The sequence below is a fragment of the Thalassotalea euphylliae genome (assembly GCF_003390375.1).
GTDB lineage: Bacteria > Pseudomonadota > Gammaproteobacteria > Enterobacterales > Alteromonadaceae > Thalassotalea_F > Thalassotalea_F euphylliae_A.
The window spans coordinates 4,115,655-4,131,751 of sequence record NZ_QUOT01000001.1 but is presented as its reverse complement, the minus strand read 5'-3'; the positions used below and the strand labels follow the sequence as shown (position 1 = coordinate 4,131,751).

Sequence of the window (16,097 nt, the reverse complement as noted above, 5' to 3'; positions counted from 1 at the left end):
TCTTCAAAATAGCCTTACTGATTCAGCAGCCGCTGAACATTTACTTAAACAACAAAACGTATTTAAACCAAAAAACGAGGCTAAACATGGCAAATACAGCACTACTATTAATCGACTTTCAAAACGATTATTTTCCAACATATGAAGGGGTAAAATGGGCACTTTCAGGTACCGAAGCAGCAGCGGCAAAAGCAAAAGTATTACTGGCACAATTTCGCGCAAAACAACTTCCTGTGATTCATGTTCGCCATGAATTTCCAACCGAAGAAGCGCCGTTTTTCTTACCAAATTCTGACGGTGCGAAAATTCATCAAAGCCTAGCGCCAATTGATGGCGAGCCTGTGGTACTGAAACAGCAAATTAACAGCTTTCGCGATACCGATTTAAAAGCGTTACTCGATGAGCGCAACATTGATCAATTGATTATTGTCGGGGCAATGAGCCACATGTGTATTGATGCCGTTACCCGTGCAGCAGTGGATTTAGGCTATGACAGCCATGTCGCACACGACGCCTGTGTTACTTTAGACTTAACTTTCGAAGGTGAGACCGTACCAGCCAAACACGTTCATGCAGCCTTTATGGCGGCATTGCAGTTTGGCTACTGCAATGTCGATAGTACAGAGAACTTAGCCAAACTTATCTAAGGAACCTAAGAGCAACTAGGAAAGACGCTTAAGGCTAATCGGCGAGAATCCAGTCTTTACCTGACTCGATTGCATCAATCGCAAAACACTTAATTTGGCACTGTAGGCTGGTGCCATAAATTGGCGCAAATAGTTTGAAGGAGGTGGAATTGGAGACAATGGCAACTTTCGCTATTTGATGGTGGTGATTGCGAATAAAAGCAAGGTGCTGGCTAAAGGCTGCAAACGACTCCCAAACCGGCCAGCCTAGCACACAAACCAGTCCACCTTTGAGGCCACCAGCGTGGTCAATATAAGGGTCAATTTTATGGGCAGCATGAATAAAATCCTGCACGGATAGCTGCCCATCTAGTTCAAATATCACTACCCCGTAATTGGGTTGTAGTGTGACATTAAGCATCTTACTTTGAGAGTAATCCTCAACAAATAACCATATTGATTATTCAGCTAAGTATACGCCTATTTTCGCCAAACGCCCTGTGTTAAACCTAGCGATTTCTCTGTTTCTTCGCTGGCTTCAAACGTAGGCAATTCACCTTTTGATAGCTGCTGTTGATAGTCTTTGGTAATTCGAATAACGACTTTTGACAACAAGAACAACGCAGTCACATTAACCACTGTCATTAAACCGGTTGCCATATCAGCAAGTGCAATCACCTGCGGCAATGACGCTGATGAACCAAATACCAACATTGCCAAAAAGCCAATGCGTAAAAACCAGCGACCAATTGGATTATCTAACTTCAGGTACTTTAAGTTGTTATCCGCGTAAGCATAATTCGCGACGATTGAAGTAAAGCCAAAGAATAGAATCGCCAGCGTAATAAATTCAGCGCCCCAGCTACCCACTTGCAATGCTAAAGCTTGCTGCGTCAACTGAATACCCATCACGCCATCAAGAGAATCGCCCGCTAGTAAAATAATAATCGCGGTACAAGTACAAATGACCATGGTATCGAAAAACACCGCTAACGATTGAATATAACCTTGTGATGCTGGGTGATGAGGCATTGGTTCAGCCGCAGCCGCAGCGTTAGGCGAGCTACCCATACCCGCTTCATTCGAGTACAAACCACGTTGAACCCCATGAATAATGGCTGCGCCAACCACACCGCCACCTGCTTCTTGCCAGCCAAATGCGGATCCAACAATTTGCATTAAAATAGCCGGAATTTGCTCAATATTGATGGCAATGACAAACAGCGCAACGAGTACATAAGCAACACCCATAAATGGTACAGCTAGTTCAGCAAAACGTGCGATATTACGCAGGCCACCAATAATAATATAGGCCGCTAGCAAGGTGATAACGATGCCTGACATTAATGGGTCAATGCCAAACGAGCCTTGGAATGCATCGGTAATAGAATTGGCTTGTACTGAGCTAAAGACAAAGCCATAACCAAAGAATAAGCACAATGAAAACGTAATGGCGAGTTTCGGGCTGTTGATGCCTTTGCGCATATAATAGGCGGGGCCACCGCGAAAGTTATTGTTTTCGTCTTTCTCTTTATACAACTGCCCTAGCGCGCTCTCGGCATAAGCGGTTGCCATACCGAAAAAGGCAATCAGCCACATCCAGAAAATCGCCCCTGGGCCACCTAAACTGATGGCGACCGCCACCCCCATTAAGTTGCCCGTACCAACACGCGCGGCTAATGACGTACAAAGCGCCTGAAACGACGAAATACCATTTTCACTGCTATTTCGGCTGAGTTTTAACAAGCTAAACATATGCTTGAAATGGCGCAATTGAATCAGCTTCAAACGCAAGCTAAACCAAATACCACAACCTGTTAATAAATAAATTAAGACGCTACCCCAAAGGTAGCCATTGATAAAGCCAACCCACTGGCTAATTAGTTCACCCATAAAAATTTCTTAAACTAACAATATATTAGCCGCTAGCTTAGCAAACTATGCCAAGCCTTGGCTAAGATGAATTTGGGATATGATGGAATCGCTTCATTTACTTACAAATGCCCAAAAGAAAAGGCTTGGTAAATTGAAGCTATGTACTTGGCATTAAAGCTCTTACTGAGTAAAGCTTTATTGCCTTTTTAAAACAAGAGGAGAATTATGCTTTTTTAACGAATTGCGCAGTTACCATCATTTCGCCAACGCCATCAACTTTGCAGTCTAGCTCGTGATCTTTTTTATCAAGCACGCGGCGAACTGTCGCTTTGGTACCAATTTTAATCACTTGTGAGCTGCCTTTAATTTTCAAATCTTTAATCACAGTCACTTTATCGCCATCGGCAAGCAATGCACCATTTGCATCTTTTACTTTGATCGCTTCTTCCTCTGCAACTTCGGCAGGATCCCACTCATAAGCACATTCAGGGCAAATTAATAGGCTTTGATCTTGATAAACATATTCAGATTGGCATTGTGGACATGGAGGTAAAGACATTGTGTTCAACTTATATCAGGTTTTCAAAGAGGCGTATTATACTTGCTAAGCTGGTGGCAAGCGAGTGGATTACCTGATGAGTAACAAGCTGTTACTGATTAGTGCACAAAGATATAGAGACATAAGTTCGCAGGCTCATAAGCTCTTGGCGCTTTGCAATAGGAAACATTGTTATATTATCTCAATTTAATTAATATGTTTGCGTCATATCGCAAGCAGCTACTAGATCCCCCTAAGTAGCCAACGCATAAAAACAAAATAGGAAAAATCATGATCAAAAATCGATTGCCTAATGCGCTCTACAAAGCGCTTTCGATGGCATCAGTCTTAGCTGTTGGTTCAGCATCAATGTCAGCGCATGCTGACGAAGGTATGTGGCAACCACATCAACTTCAAGAAATCAGCGGTAAGCTTAAACAAGCTGGACTTGAGCTTGATCCAACACAAATGGAAAACTTAGACCAATTCCCAATGAATGCCATTATCAGCTTAGGTGGCTGTACTGCGTCGTTTTTGTCTGAGCAAGGGCTAGTAGTCACTAACCATCACTGTGCTTATGGTTCAATTCAATACAACTCAACGGAAGAGAAAAACCTGCTAGAGCAAGGTTTTGTGGCAAAGTCTTTATCTGAAGAATTGCAGGCCGCACCGGGTTCTCGTGTATACGTAACCGAGTCGCTAACTAAGGTTACAGATAAAGTTACCGGATCAATTTCGTCATTAACCCAAGGCAAAGCTTACTTTGATGCGATAGAGAAAAACCAAAAAGCCTTAGTCGCTGAATGTGAAACATCACAAGATTACCGCTGTGAAGTGTTTAGTTTTCATGGTGGGCTTGAGTATTTCCTTATTAAACAATTGGCGATTCGCGATGTACGTTTAGTTTACGCGCCGCCTTCTAGCATAGGTAAATTTGGTGGCGACACCGACAACTGGATGTGGCCACGCCACACAGGTGACTGGTCTTTCTACCGCGCCTATGTAAACAAAGACGGCCAGCCTGCCGATTACTCCAAAGACAATGTACCGTTTAAACCAAAAGCCTTCTTAAAAGTAAATGCAAACGGTGTTGAAGAAAACGACTATGTGATGGTACTTGGTTACCCAGGCCGCACAAACCGTTACCGCACAGTGGAAGATGTGAAGAATCAATTCACTTGGGTTTACCCAACAGCTAAACGCTACCGCGAAGAATACATTGACGTCATCAAAAACACTGCGCCTGATCAAAGCGAAGCGCGCATCAAGTACGAAAGCACGCTAGCAGGCCTTGCCAACTATGCGAAAAACTACGGCTCAATGGTCGAGAGTTTTAACAAAGGCGATATGCTTAAGCGCAAAGAAAAGGAATTAGCAGCGCTAAAAGCTTGGATAAACGCATCGAAAAAACGCCAGCGCCAATACGGTAAAACGCTGGCCGAACTTGATAAACTTATTGCACAAGGTCAGTCACACCAAGCGCGTGATTTAATTTTGGCCTATATTGCGCGCACCAATATGTACAGTGTTGCCAAACGCTTATATCGTCTAGCTCACGAGAAAAACAAACCTGATGCAGAGCGTAAAAAAGGTTATCAAGAACGTGACATGAACCGCTTTACCCAAGCAATGAAACGGGTAAACCGCCGTTACGATGCGACCGTTGATAAGGCCGTACTAGCACACTTTATCGCACAATACGCCCAGTTCCCTGCTGAGCAGCGCAACCCCGTATTTGATGAGTTTTTCGGTTTAAGTAACAATTCAAACAAGGAATTTGATGCGAAAAAGTTAGCCGCTAAACTCGATAAAATGCACAGCAACACGGAACTTGATCAAGAAGCTGTGCGTTTAGCGTGGATGAAAAAATCGGTTGAAGAGTTTAAAGCTAGCGACGATCCATACATTCAATTTGCCGTTTCACAATACGAGCACGATCAAAAGCTTGAGACACAAAGTGAAGAGCTTACTGGCCAATTAGCGCAAATTCGCCCGCAATATATGGCAGCGATGATCGCCTTTAAACAATCAAAAGGTGAGCCGGTATACGCCGATGCCAACAGCTCATTACGTATTACCTACGGTAACGTGAAAGGCTACTCACCGCAAGACGGTATTACCGCAACGCCATTTACCACGCTTGAAGGTATGCTAGCTAAATACGTTGCTGGCGATCACGAGTTTGACTTGTTCGACAACATTCGCACCGCGATTAAGAACAAAAATTACGGCGCTTACTACCGTGAAAGGTTAGGCTCAGTGCCAGTTAACTACCTATCAACGTTAGATATCACGGGTGGTAACTCAGGCTCTCCAACCCTTAACGGTAAAGGTGAATTTGTTGGCTTAGCATTTGACGGCGTCTATGAGTCGATTATCGGTGACTGGGATTACGACGCCAAACTAAACCGTGCGATTCATACGAGTGCGCCGTTTATGCTATGGACAATGGAAAACGTGGATAACGCACAGAATATCGTTGATGAGTTAACGATTGTTAAATAATTAGAATCACTATGTGGCTAAATATGGTGGCTCTATTAGCACTGACTTATCCAGCCACAAAATGTTAATTAACATCAGATAGCGAAAGAGCAACCCAACTGGTTGCTCTTTTTTTATTTTCAGTCCTAAACCGCCCAATCAACTAAGAGGTTTAGGGCTGAAAAAAGCCCCGCTAATTTGCGAGGCTCTGGATTTGATAAAATTATCTATTTGCTGTTGCAAATATCGTATTAAGCTAGCGCGTGAACAATTTTATCAACTGACTCTTTCGCATCACCAAATAACATTTGGCTATTGTCTTTAAAGAATAGTGGGTTTTGTACACCAGCGTAACCTGTGCTCATTGAGCGCTTGAAGACTACAACGTTTTTCGCGTTCCACACTTCAAGTACAGGCATACCAGCAATTGGGCTACCTGGGTCTTCACTTGCCGCAGGGTTAACCGTATCGTTCGCGCCGATAACTAATACCACGTCAGTCTCGTTAAAGTCTTCATTGATCTCTTCCATACCTTCAACGATGTCGTATGGTACTTTCGCTTCCGCCAACAGTACGTTCATATGACCTGGTAAGCGACCCGCTACAGGGTGAATACCAAAGCGTACTTCAACACCTTTTGCTTTTAGCTTTTGTGTCATTTCGTACACTGGGTATTGCGCTTGTGCTACTGCCATACCGTAACCCGGTGTGATGATAACTGACTTAGCGTTCGATAACATTTCTGCCACTTGCTCAGCTTGTACTTCAACGTGCTCGCCGTAGTCTTTGTCAGTATCAATGCTCACTTCAGTACCAAAGCCACCAGCAATTACGCTGATGAATGAGCGGTTCATCGCCTTACACATGATGTAAGAAAGAATCGCACCTGATGAGCCTACTAATGCACCCGTAACAATCAACAAGTCGTTACTTAACATAAAGCCTGCTGCTGCTGCTGCCCAACCTGAGTATGAGTTCAGCATTGAAACAACCACTGGCATATCAGCACCACCAATTGATGCCACTAAGTGCCAACCAAACACTAACGCGATAGCCGTCATTAGGTATAAGGCACCGTCGTTACCGCCTTCGTTAACGAACATGATCATTAGTACAAAGCTAACCACACCAGCAGCTAAGTTCATTTTGTGGCGATGAGGTAACATTAATGCAGCAGAGTTGATTAGGCCGCGCAGTTTACCAAAGGCAACAATTGAACCGGTGAAAGTTACAGAACCGATAAATACACCTAAGAATACTTCAACTAAGTGAATGTTTTGCTCAACACGCGCTTCATCAGATAATGCGGTTAATAACGCTGAGCTGTCATGCGCGTCAAAGTAGCTGTTAAAGCCAACTAGTACCGCCGCTAAACCAACAAAACTGTGTAGAATCGCAACCAGCTCAGGCATTTCGGTCATTTCAACACGCTTTGCAAGGCGGAAACCAATTGCGGCACCAATGACCATAGCAACGATAATGACCGTAACGTTATCAACGCGCGGGTCAGCAATAGTTGCCAATAAGGCAAGCGTCATACCGGCAATACCAAAGTTATTACCTTCTTGCGCAGTTTCTTGCTTACTTAAACCAGCCAGTGAAAAGATAAATAGTAATGCGGCAACGATATAAGCAGCAGTAATAATTCCAGTTGATATCATGATGTTGCCCTCCTACTTCTGGAACATTTTTAACATACGCTTGGTAACAAAGAAGCCACCAACGATATTGATTGTCGCTATCAGTATTGCAATGCCCGACAACACTTGTACAACGAGATTGTCTGAACCTACTTGCAATAGTGCACCAACAACGATGATGCCTGAAATAGCATTAGTTACACTCATCAATGGCGTATGCAATGCGTGGGTAACGTTCCAAACAACGTGATAACCAACCACACAAGCGAGTACGAATACCGTGAAGTGCGCGAGGAAATCTGACGGTGCAACACTTGCTACCCAACCAAACACTAGGCCAGCAACCGCCATCATGGCGTACTTTTTCGCAGGGCTCTTTTCTTCTTCCACTTCTTCAACTGCCGCAACTGGCTTCGCAGGTTCCGGCTTAGCTGCTGGCGCGGCGCTTACTTGAATTGGCGGTGGTGGGAAAGTCACTTCACCGTCGTGAACCACTAACATATTGCGGATCACTTGGTCTTCAAAATCAATCGCTAATTCACCGTCTTTTTCAGGGCAAATAAGCTTTGTTAGATTCACTAAGTTATTGGCGTATAACTGAGATGATTGATTCGGCAAACGCGACACTAAATCGGTGTAACCAATGATTTTTACACCTTTAACGTTAGTTAGCTTGCCTGGCTCGGTTAGCTCACAGTTACCACCACCGGCCGCCGCTAAATCAACAATCACGCTACCTGGCTTCATTGATGCAACCATTTCTTCGGTGATCAATTTAGGCGCTGGTTTACCTGGGATCATCGCGGTAGTGATAATAATATCGACTTCTTTGGCTTGCTCTGCGAACAAAGCCATTTCCGCCTCGATAAAGGCTTTACTCATTACCTTAGCGTAGCCATCGCCACTACCGGTATCTTCTTCCTCGAAATCTAACTCAAGGAATTCCGCGCCCATACTTTCGATTTGTTCTTTTACTTCAGGGCGAGTGTCAAAGGCACGTACTACCGCACCTAAGCTACCTGCGGCGCCAATGGCGGCAAGGCCTGCAACCCCCGCACCAATAATCATTACTTTCGCTGGCGGTAAGTTACCTGCTGCAGTGATTTGACCTGTGAAGAAACGGCCAAACTGATGTGACGCTTCAACAACGGCACGATAACCGGCGATATTTGCCATTGAGCTCAGTGCATCTAATGACTGCGAGCGTGTCATACGTGGCACCATGTCCATGGCGATGGTGGTAATATTCTTTTGCTTGAGCTTTTCAACCAATTCGCTGTTTTGCGCTGGTTGAATAAAACTGACGAGATGAGCACCTTCCTTCATTAGGCCGATTTCATCATCTGTAGGTGGGTTCACCTTGAAAATAATGTCGCTTTGCCAGACATCGTCTTGGCTAACAAGAGTAGCTCCTTGCTCGACATAATCACTGTCATGAAAACTTGCTTTTTTACCCGCGAGTTTTTCAATAGCGACTTCAAAACCTCTTTGCTTTAACGCTTTCACCGAAGTCGGGGTAGCTGCAACGCGATTTTCCCCTTTTAACGACTCTTTTGGGATACCTATCTGCATAACATACCTTTTGTTGTTTTTATGACATAAGTGATTAGTGTTTTAACACTATTAGTTTTTTTTTCATACGACAAATTCAGAATAATGACTATTAACAAGATGATTAAAGTTACGTACACTGCGTGAAATACAATAAAAATAAGCTATGCACAGGTGATATAACAATGCGTTATCAGTTAGGTAAATTAGTTCCACTCGTCGACCAGTCATGTTTCATTGCACCCAATGCCAGTGTTATTGGCAATGTTGAGCTTAAACCCAATGCCAGTATTTGGTTTAATGTAGTGATGCGCGGAGACATGGATAAGATCACCATAGGTGAAGACAGCAATATTCAAGACGGCAGTATTTTACACGTTGATAAAGGCTTCCCAATCGAAGTTGGCAAGCAAGTCACCGTTGGCCATAAAGTCATGCTGCACGGCTGTACTATTGGTGATTTAAGTTTGATTGGCATGAACGCCGTTGTGCTGAACGGCGCTAAAATTGGCAAAGGTTGTATTATTGGCGCCAACAGCCTAGTGACTGAAGGTATGGAAGTGCCCGATGGCCATTTAGCCCTTGGTTCACCCGCTAAAGTGATTAAGCCACTTGATGAAAAAACGCGTGAATTACTGATGCAATCAGCAGAGCATTATGTGCAAAACGGGCAGCGCTATACTGATGAGTTAGTGGCGATTGAAGACTAGTAAACGGTTAAGCGACACTTAAAAAGCTATAACAAGCAAAGTGGCTCTCAAATGCGAGAGCCAAATATAACCATGTTTAATTAGAATGCGCTGCTGATGAACGACTAATTATTAACAATTGAAACAAGATAAATATCATCGCTAAGCCCGACAGAATAAATGGGTCAATCGCCAAGTTTTCTTTAAAGCTAAAAGTACCTGCCGATATTTTTTTCCAGCCCATAAAATGCTGATTCGCGGCAACCACTGCGCCAAAAAAGCCAATAACCATAGCGAAGAACTGGCCTAACCAATGTTTAGTCAGCGGAGTCATTAGCATTAAGCCCAACAGGCCGATGACCGTGCGTTGCACACGGCAATAAGGGCAAATGTAAACCAGTCCACTAAGTTCGACACTCCACGCAAGTACCGATACCACAAGGGCAAATAGCCCTAACCAAAACCTGTTTTTAAGGTAAAAATTTAAATCCAATAACGGCATATTTATTCCCATTGCTTCAGCATATTAAATGCTAATTTTTCCTGTTAAATCGGCGAGATAATCTCGCACATCAAGGTTCACGGCTTCAATGCTACCAGCTAAATAACCAGAAACCTGTTTAGACCATTCATAGCCTTCAATCACTAAAAGCTCATTATGAATCGACCAGACTACCCTAGACGTTTTCTTGATTCATAAAATAGGTTTTATCATAGTCAGTTGGAGACTGATTATTTAGATAACCATGTTTACGTTTGCTGTTATAAAACATTTCGATGTAATCGAAAATATCTTCCTTAGCTTTTTCTCTATTTTTGTATTTTCTTCGCTTGATCCGTTCACGTTTTAGCAACTGAAAGAAGCTCTCAGCAACAGCATTATCATGGCAGTTACCTCTACGACTCATACTGAGTGATAAATTATGCTCAGCAGCAAATCGTTGCCAGTCATAACCTGTAAATTGGCTGCCTTGATCGGAATGTATAATAACCGTTTGCTTAGGTTTTCTTCGCCATACAGCAGCGAGTAATGCACTTAAGACTAAATCAGTATGCATCATCGATTGCATCGACCAGCCAACGACTTGCCGAGAAAACAAGTCGATAACTACGGCTAAATAGAGAAAGCCTTCGTGCGTATCAATATAAGTGATATCAGTTACCCAAGCTTGATTTGGCTGTACTACATCAAACTGTCGTTTTAACTGGTTATCTGCGACCACAGAAGGCTTAGTGCCATAGTTGCCTTTGCGCTTCTTATAGCCGACTTGAGCTTGAATGCCTGATAACTGCATTAATCGATGAACTCTATTCTTTGAGCAAACTTCACCTAAATCCAACATATCACTTTGAATTTTGCGATAACCGTAAACGCAGCCGCTTTCAAGCCAAGACTGTTTGATTAAACCCGTTAAGCGCTTGTCATCCTTAGCTCGCTTGGATTCTGGCTTTTGCAACCAAGCATGAAAGCCACTGCGGTGAACTTGCAACGCTTGGCACATCAGCTTTATGGGGTATTGGTTGAGCCGAGACTTTATGAACGTGTACTTTTCTTTGACTCGCCCGCAAAGTACACGGCGGCTTCCTTTAATAGATCACGTTCTTGTTGAGTACGCTTTAGTTCTTTCTCAAGCGCTTTAATACGCTTTTCTTGCTCGGATAATTCTTGGTAGTGTTCGCTGTTACTGCCATAGCGTTTTAACCAGATATAAAGACTATTTGTCGAGATATCTAACCGTTCTGCAACGCTTGCAACGGAGTGACCTTTTTCAGTCACTTGCTTAACGGCCTGAACCTTAAATTCTTCGGGAAATCTTTTAGCGCTCATTCATCCTCCTAGGACACAAAGTTTACAACTTATTTGTGTCTAGGAAAATCTGGTCGATTCAAAAAGGGCAACAGCTTCTTTGTGAATTATCGCCCTCTTACGTTGAATGAGAGTATTTAACGAGAACGCTAAAACAAGACTAGTTACGACCTGCCATAACGCCGCCATCAACATCCCAAACGGCGCCCGTTACCCAGCTCGCTTGCTCAGACAATAAGAATACGATGCTATTGGCAACATCTTCCGGTGTACCGACACGACCAATCGGATGGAAACCATTAAAGCCTTGCATCGCATCGCTTACTTCTTCTTTTGGAATAAAGCCTTCATAAATAGGCGTTTGCACTACCGCAGGCGATACCGCGTTTACACGAATGTTATGAGCAGAAAGCTCCATTGCTAAATGCTGGGTTAACGAGTGCAATCCGGCTTTCGCCATTGAATATGCTGATGATGGCGTTGCCGCAATCGCCTGTTTCGCCCACATTGAACCGACATTAACAATGGCGCCAGCCCGTTTATTCGCCACTAAATTAGCCGCCACTTTTTGCGTGATAAAGAAAAAAGCGCGATTAATGCTCATATACTGATCGTAATCGCTACCACCATGCTCTAAAAATGGCTTAGGGAAGAAAACACCTGCTGCGTTTACCAATAAATCAACATCGGCGTGTTTCTCGTCAATCTTAGTTAACAAAGCTTGTACACCAGCTTCACTGGTTAAGTCGGCGGTTAATGCTTCTACGTTACCCAGTGCTGACAGTTCTTGGCGTGCTGCTTCGGCTTTTTCAGTGCGATGACCAACAACAACCGCTTGACCGCCTGCCGCTAACACTTTGCGTGCAGTTTCTAAACCCATACCACTGGTGCCACCAATCACTAATAGTTTTTTACCTACAAATTCGTTACTCATTTTCAATCTACCTTTTTTAATAGTTGCTAGATGCCGCCCTACACCTTCTTTACGACAAAGTTAAAATTTAATGTGGTTAGCTATTATTCACCTAAAAAGCGACAAAGGAACACTTTTACCTTCCGCTAGAAATTCGCTGTATTGCTTGGCTTAAATTCAATTCCTTTATGGATTAATAACAGCTCAACCTTGAATTCAGATGTATTTTTCACCGATTTACTTCACTGCACAAACGAGATAATCTAATAACACGACAAAGAAAATATTTAACGAATGAAATTACCTATACACCTCAATGCGCTACGGGCATTTGAAGCAAGCGCAAGGCATAAAAGTTTTTCAGCCGCCGCAGAAGAATTGCATGTCACCTCGGCGGCGGTAGGTCAGTTGGTGCGCTCTTTGGAAGAATGGTTAGATATGCCGTTATTTATTCGCATGAAAACTGGCAAAGTTAGGCTAATACCAACAGAAGCCGCCGAGAAAGCCCTGCCCGACATTCGCGCTGGCTTTGATAAATTGCAGCTCGGGCTTGAGTGCCTGCAAGAAAATTCAGTCAGTGGTGTCTTAACTCTAACCGCTAGCCCGGCTTTTACGGCCAAATGGCTATTGCCAAAACTAAATCGTTTTCAGGAAATTTGCCCAGATACCGATGTGCGCTTGGAAACTACCATGAAACCGGTCGATTTTGCCGTGCAAAGAGTTGATATTGGCGTGCGTTATGGGCGCGGTGACTGGCATGGGTTAATCGCCGAAAAGTTGATGGAAGAAGAGGTCTATCCGGTGTGTTCCCCTACCCTACTCACAGAGGAATATAACTTCGAAGATGTCAGCGAACTGCTTAAACAGACCTTGATTCACGACTTATCGCTAGACGAATTTACTGGCTTTCCAACATGGCAAGAATGGCTTAATCGGGCGGGTGTAAAACAAAAAACAGGCGCTAAAAATATTCAAATAAATAACTCCGCAGCAGTACTACAAACTGCAATAGACGGCGGCGGTATCGCGCTAGCTCGCAGTGTTATGGCACATGACGATATTGCTGCGGGGCGCTTAGTTCGCCTGTTTCCTCAAACGCAATTTGACTCGCCGCTTGCTTACTATATTGTTTATCGCCCAGAAAATGCCGAACTCGCCAGAGTAAAAGCGTTTAGTGAATGGCTATATAAAGAAGTTGGCGACATTAAGTAAATAACAATCAAGTTAATTTTATAAAAAAGGAAGGCATTTAGCCTTCCTTTAATGTTCAAACAAATTGTTTAAAACAAACAGATTAACGTTTTGCTTTTAAATCCACATTCGTATCCGCAAATAAGTAAATTGTCGCAGCGTATGCGGCAACGTTTTGCGCTAACTCGTCAGGGTTGATTTTATCTAGCGTATCATCTGGCGTATGGTGCAGGTCGAAGTAATCTGTGCCTTCTTGACTCAAGCGAATCGTCGGCACGCCTTTATTGTCCAATGGAATAATATCTGGGCCGCCACCTTTAACATCTGAACCACCGCGCACAATACCTAGTGGTGCAATGATTTTAGCAATTTCATCAACTAGTTTGGTCGCTTCTGGGTTAACGTTAGAAACAAGTCGCCAGATATTGCGTGCACCAAAGTCAGACTCTGTCGCTAATACGTGATTGTGAAGGTTTGCTTCGTGCTTTTTCGCATAAGCAAATGCGCCTAATAAGCCCACTTCTTCAGCACCGAACATCACCACACGAATAGTACGTTTTGGACGTTTTGGTAAATTGGCAATTAACTTAGCGGCGGCAGTGGTGATCGCCACACCCGCACCATCATCAACCGCACCAGTACCTAAATCCCAACTATCTAAGTGACCACCTATTAGGATAATTTCCTCTGGCTTTTCACTGCCGATAATATCTAGTACAACGTTACCGCTGGTGACTTCGCCTTTCCAATCAGAGCCAGAGTGCAGTGAAATCGCTAACGGCTTGTTTAGGTTGTGTAAACGGCGTAAGTGGTCGGCATCAGGGTTAGAAATCGCAATTACGGGGATATTCGCCCACTTATCGCCATTTTTACTCATCATGCCAGTATGCGGGAAACGGTGAGAATCAGAGCCAACCGAGCGAATCACTAGTGCGCTAGCACCGCCGCGCTCAGCATGTTGCCATCCAATGCGACGTTTTTGGTTTGACGGGCTGTAACCAGCACCTGTTTGGCTTTTTACCATTGGCTCGCCATCAACAAAGGCTACCTTGCCTTCTAAGCTGCCATCTTTAATGGCGGTTAATGCGTGAATATCTCTAAAGTAAACAATAGGCGCATTGATCTCTTTATCACTAGGCGCGGCACCGCCAAGTGCAGAGCCGTATAATTCTTGGTTGTAAGGTGATGTTAGCGCAATATGTAAGTGACCACGATCCCAAAACGGCATGGTAAATTCTTCAATCGCAACTTTATCAAAACCTAACTCTTTGCCTAATTTAGCACCCCAGTCACGCGCGCGTTTTTCCGCTTCTGAGCCACCTAGGCGTGGGCCAATTTCCGTCGTTAATGACTCAACAATACTAAAACCTAACTCGCTTTTAAGCGCTGTCACCATTAATTGCTGCGCAGTTTCTTTTTGTGCTGGCGTAATAGGAGATTCACTGGCGATTAGCGGCGTACTCGCGACAGTAAACAAGGCACCACTTATCAAGGCTTTGAGCGCCGCGTTTTTTAATAATTTCATTTTTGCTCCATGGGGTGAAACTATAATCTTTACATTATTTTTATTTGAAGATGGCAAAGTCTATAACGTTCGTAGTGCTGACGCCAATTTTTTACCTAGCTGAATCTTATTGTTAATTAAAGGCCTATGTTAGATGACCGTTTTGGGTGTAAAAGTAATCGGGTGAATAGCCTGCTCAGAGCAAATAAGACGCTTTCGTCACTTCTACATAATATCCAGCACATGCGCTTTTAAGTTTCAACAATGTGCCTTCGCTTTTCGGCAGTAGAACTTGTTTTTACCCATTTAAATAAAAACATAATGATTACTTTGGTAACTCCACTCGTAATCGCCAATAAAAGCAGCGGCCAACCTTGCTTTAACCCCATACTTAACGCGAATGCGATGGTTGAAATATCCATCATTAAGATAAATTGACTCATCTTTAAATCAACAGCCCCTGTGCTACCTGAACGGATAATTAGCTTGATTTGATGGAAGTACCCTTGAGCTATCAGAATTGATACAACCACAATTATGGTCGTCGAAATATACCTGCTCTGATCAGTTATTGTTTCTCCTATAAATAGGCCTGCGATAGCAAACAAGAGTGTTATACAAGCCATGTTAAAGCTACCTTTAGCATGGCTTGATTGTCGGTCTTGCCAAATTTCAAATAAAATTAACGCAACTAGCACTGATGCAATTAACCGGGGCCAAACAATGTAGTGATTAAACGGCTCTATTGAATACCCGTATATAAAGAATGACAAGTAAGCTAAATAACTTACCGTGAATTGATTTAACGATAACAGTGATGTCGGTCGCTCATACGAATTACTCGACTCTTTTCGTTTCCATATCGTTCTAAGTTGAGAATGCACACCATACAAACTAACGATAATAAAGAGTGTATTAATAACTCCAAAAATATTGTAAAAGTTCAAACCCACACCTCCCCCAGTCATTTTTGTCGACACAAAAACCAATTAAAACATATTAAAGGCTTTTAAAAACCATTCTTTACACTTATTGTCGACAATCCGCACATTAAAGACAGTGAGAGGTAAACAGGATGGCTGATAGATAATGAATATGATATTGATTATTTGCAGTAAAGCAGCGGTTACCTTGAAAACCTATTCAAGCATTAGCTAAGGGCTTTGTACGTATATATTTGCCCGTTATTATTGGTCGCTATGTATTTTTCACTTTATGTGTAGTGGTATAACAAATTTGGCCACCTAGTTAGAGGTGGTATCATCACCTCATAAAATTG

14 protein-coding genes are annotated in these 16,097 nt (G+C 43.2%); 4 read left to right on the top strand and 10 right to left on the bottom strand.

Annotated features, from left to right (window positions below; genetic code table 11):
• Positions 1–86 precede the first annotated feature (86 nt).
• Positions 87–647 (top strand): cysteine hydrolase family protein, encoded by a 561-nt coding sequence (locus tag DXX94_RS18110; protein WP_116018065.1) that lies wholly within the window; start codon positions 87–89, stop codon positions 645–647.
• A 34-nt stretch (positions 648–681) separates the two neighbouring features.
• On the opposite strand, the gene DXX94_RS18105 is transcribed toward DXX94_RS18110, so the two are convergent.
• The 3 genes from DXX94_RS18105 to DXX94_RS18095 form a co-directional block, all read right to left on the bottom strand.
• Entirely contained in the window at positions 682–1,047 is a 366-nt protein-coding gene (locus DXX94_RS18105; protein ID WP_116018063.1) for an STAS/SEC14 domain-containing protein, read from the bottom strand.
• 59 nt (positions 1,048–1,106) lie between these two features.
• Entirely contained in the window at positions 1,107–2,519 is a 1,413-nt protein-coding gene (locus tag DXX94_RS18100; protein ID WP_116018061.1) for an alanine/glycine:cation symporter family protein, read from the bottom strand.
• Positions 2,520–2,724: 205 nt separating this feature from the next.
• On the bottom strand, positions 2,725–3,060 hold the full coding sequence (locus DXX94_RS18095; RefSeq protein ID WP_116002415.1) for a zinc ribbon domain-containing protein YjdM: 336 nt from the start codon (positions 3,058–3,060) through the stop codon (positions 2,725–2,727).
• Between the two features lie 315 nt (positions 3,061–3,375).
• Here DXX94_RS18095 and DXX94_RS18090 point away from each other — a divergent pair, with 315 nt between their 5' ends.
• On the top strand, positions 3,376–5,544 hold the full coding sequence (locus tag DXX94_RS18090) for a S46 family peptidase (RefSeq protein WP_116018641.1): 2,169 nt from the start codon (positions 3,376–3,378) through the stop codon (positions 5,542–5,544).
• A gap of 230 nt (positions 5,545–5,774) precedes the next feature.
• Here the strand turns inward: DXX94_RS18090 and pntB are convergent, their stop codons facing one another.
• Together pntB and DXX94_RS18080 are read right to left on the bottom strand one after the other, a co-directional pair.
• Positions 5,775–7,181 carry a Re/Si-specific NAD(P)(+) transhydrogenase subunit beta gene (pntB, locus tag DXX94_RS18085; RefSeq protein WP_116018639.1) on the bottom strand — a complete coding sequence of 469 codons (1,407 nt, stop codon included), beginning with the start codon at positions 7,179–7,181 and terminating at the stop codon, positions 5,775–5,777.
• Positions 7,182–7,196: 15 nt separating this feature from the next.
• Positions 7,197–8,735 carry a Re/Si-specific NAD(P)(+) transhydrogenase subunit alpha gene (locus DXX94_RS18080; RefSeq protein ID WP_116018059.1) on the bottom strand — a complete coding sequence of 513 codons (1,539 nt, stop codon included), beginning with the start codon at positions 8,733–8,735 and terminating at the stop codon, positions 7,197–7,199.
• A gap of 164 nt (positions 8,736–8,899) precedes the next feature.
• Between DXX94_RS18080 and DXX94_RS18075 the strand changes: the two genes are divergently transcribed.
• The gene (locus tag DXX94_RS18075; protein WP_116008531.1) at positions 8,900–9,424 is read left to right on the top strand and encodes a gamma carbonic anhydrase family protein; all 525 of its coding nucleotides are present in this window, start codon (positions 8,900–8,902) and stop codon (positions 9,422–9,424) included.
• A 76-nt stretch (positions 9,425–9,500) separates the two neighbouring features.
• On the opposite strand, the gene DXX94_RS18070 is transcribed toward DXX94_RS18075, so the two are convergent.
• The 3 genes from DXX94_RS18070 to DXX94_RS18060 form a co-directional block, all read right to left on the bottom strand.
• Positions 9,501–9,905, bottom strand: a complete 405-nt coding sequence (locus DXX94_RS18070; RefSeq protein WP_116018057.1) for a hypothetical protein — start codon at positions 9,903–9,905, stop codon at positions 9,501–9,503.
• 175 nt (positions 9,906–10,080) lie between these two features.
• Positions 10,081–11,231, bottom strand: a protein-coding gene (locus tag DXX94_RS18065; protein ID WP_116013626.1) for an IS3 family transposase whose coding sequence is annotated in 2 segments (ribosomal slippage) — positions 10,081–10,985 and positions 10,985–11,231 — 1,152 coding nt in all. Because the reading frame shifts where the segments join, the coding sequence is not laid out codon by codon here.
• A 139-nt stretch (positions 11,232–11,370) separates the two neighbouring features.
• The gene (locus DXX94_RS18060) at positions 11,371–12,144 is read right to left on the bottom strand and encodes an SDR family NAD(P)-dependent oxidoreductase (RefSeq protein ID WP_116018055.1); all 774 of its coding nucleotides are present in this window, start codon (positions 12,142–12,144) and stop codon (positions 11,371–11,373) included.
• 273 nt (positions 12,145–12,417) lie between these two features.
• On the opposite strand from DXX94_RS18060, the gene gcvA reads away from it, so the two are divergent.
• The gene (gene gcvA, locus DXX94_RS18055; RefSeq protein WP_116018053.1) at positions 12,418–13,335 is read left to right on the top strand and encodes a transcriptional regulator GcvA; all 918 of its coding nucleotides are present in this window, start codon (positions 12,418–12,420) and stop codon (positions 13,333–13,335) included.
• 82 nt (positions 13,336–13,417) lie between these two features.
• Here the strand turns inward: gcvA and DXX94_RS18050 are convergent, their stop codons facing one another.
• Together DXX94_RS18050 and DXX94_RS18045 are read right to left on the bottom strand one after the other, a co-directional pair.
• Positions 13,418–14,839, bottom strand: a complete 1,422-nt coding sequence (locus tag DXX94_RS18050; protein ID WP_116018051.1) for a M20/M25/M40 family metallo-hydrolase — start codon at positions 14,837–14,839, stop codon at positions 13,418–13,420.
• Between the two features lie 230 nt (positions 14,840–15,069).
• The gene (locus DXX94_RS18045) at positions 15,070–15,771 is read right to left on the bottom strand and encodes a hypothetical protein (RefSeq protein WP_258872210.1); all 702 of its coding nucleotides are present in this window, start codon (positions 15,769–15,771) and stop codon (positions 15,070–15,072) included.
• Between the last annotated feature and the right edge of the window lie 326 nt (positions 15,772–16,097).

What these genes read in the sequence shown, in the direction of transcription:
- DXX94_RS18050 (WP_116018051.1), bottom strand. Translation starts at nt 14,839, where the DNA reads ATGAAATTATTAAAAAACGCGGCGCTCAAAGCCTTGATAAGTGGTGCC.
- DXX94_RS18110 (WP_116018065.1), top strand. Translation starts at nt 87, where the DNA reads ATGGCAAATACAGCACTACTATTAATCGACTTTCAAAACGATTATTTT.
- DXX94_RS18095 (WP_116002415.1), bottom strand. Translation starts at nt 3,060, where the DNA reads ATGTCTTTACCTCCATGTCCACAATGCCAATCTGAATATGTTTATCAA.
- DXX94_RS18090 (WP_116018641.1), top strand. Translation starts at nt 3,376, where the DNA reads ATGGCATCAGTCTTAGCTGTTGGTTCAGCATCAATGTCAGCGCATGCT.
- DXX94_RS18100 (WP_116018061.1), bottom strand. Translation starts at nt 2,519, where the DNA reads ATGGGTGAACTAATTAGCCAGTGGGTTGGCTTTATCAATGGCTACCTT.
- DXX94_RS18060 (WP_116018055.1), bottom strand. Translation starts at nt 12,144, where the DNA reads ATGAGTAACGAATTTGTAGGTAAAAAACTATTAGTGATTGGTGGCACC.
- DXX94_RS18075 (WP_116008531.1), top strand. Translation starts at nt 8,900, where the DNA reads ATGCGTTATCAGTTAGGTAAATTAGTTCCACTCGTCGACCAGTCATGT.
- gcvA (WP_116018053.1), top strand. Translation starts at nt 12,418, where the DNA reads ATGAAATTACCTATACACCTCAATGCGCTACGGGCATTTGAAGCAAGC.
- DXX94_RS18080 (WP_116018059.1), bottom strand. Translation starts at nt 8,735, where the DNA reads ATGCAGATAGGTATCCCAAAAGAGTCGTTAAAAGGGGAAAATCGCGTT.
- DXX94_RS18105 (WP_116018063.1), bottom strand. Translation starts at nt 1,047, where the DNA reads ATGCTTAATGTCACACTACAACCCAATTACGGGGTAGTGATATTTGAA.
- DXX94_RS18070 (WP_116018057.1), bottom strand. Translation starts at nt 9,905, where the DNA reads ATGCCGTTATTGGATTTAAATTTTTACCTTAAAAACAGGTTTTGGTTA.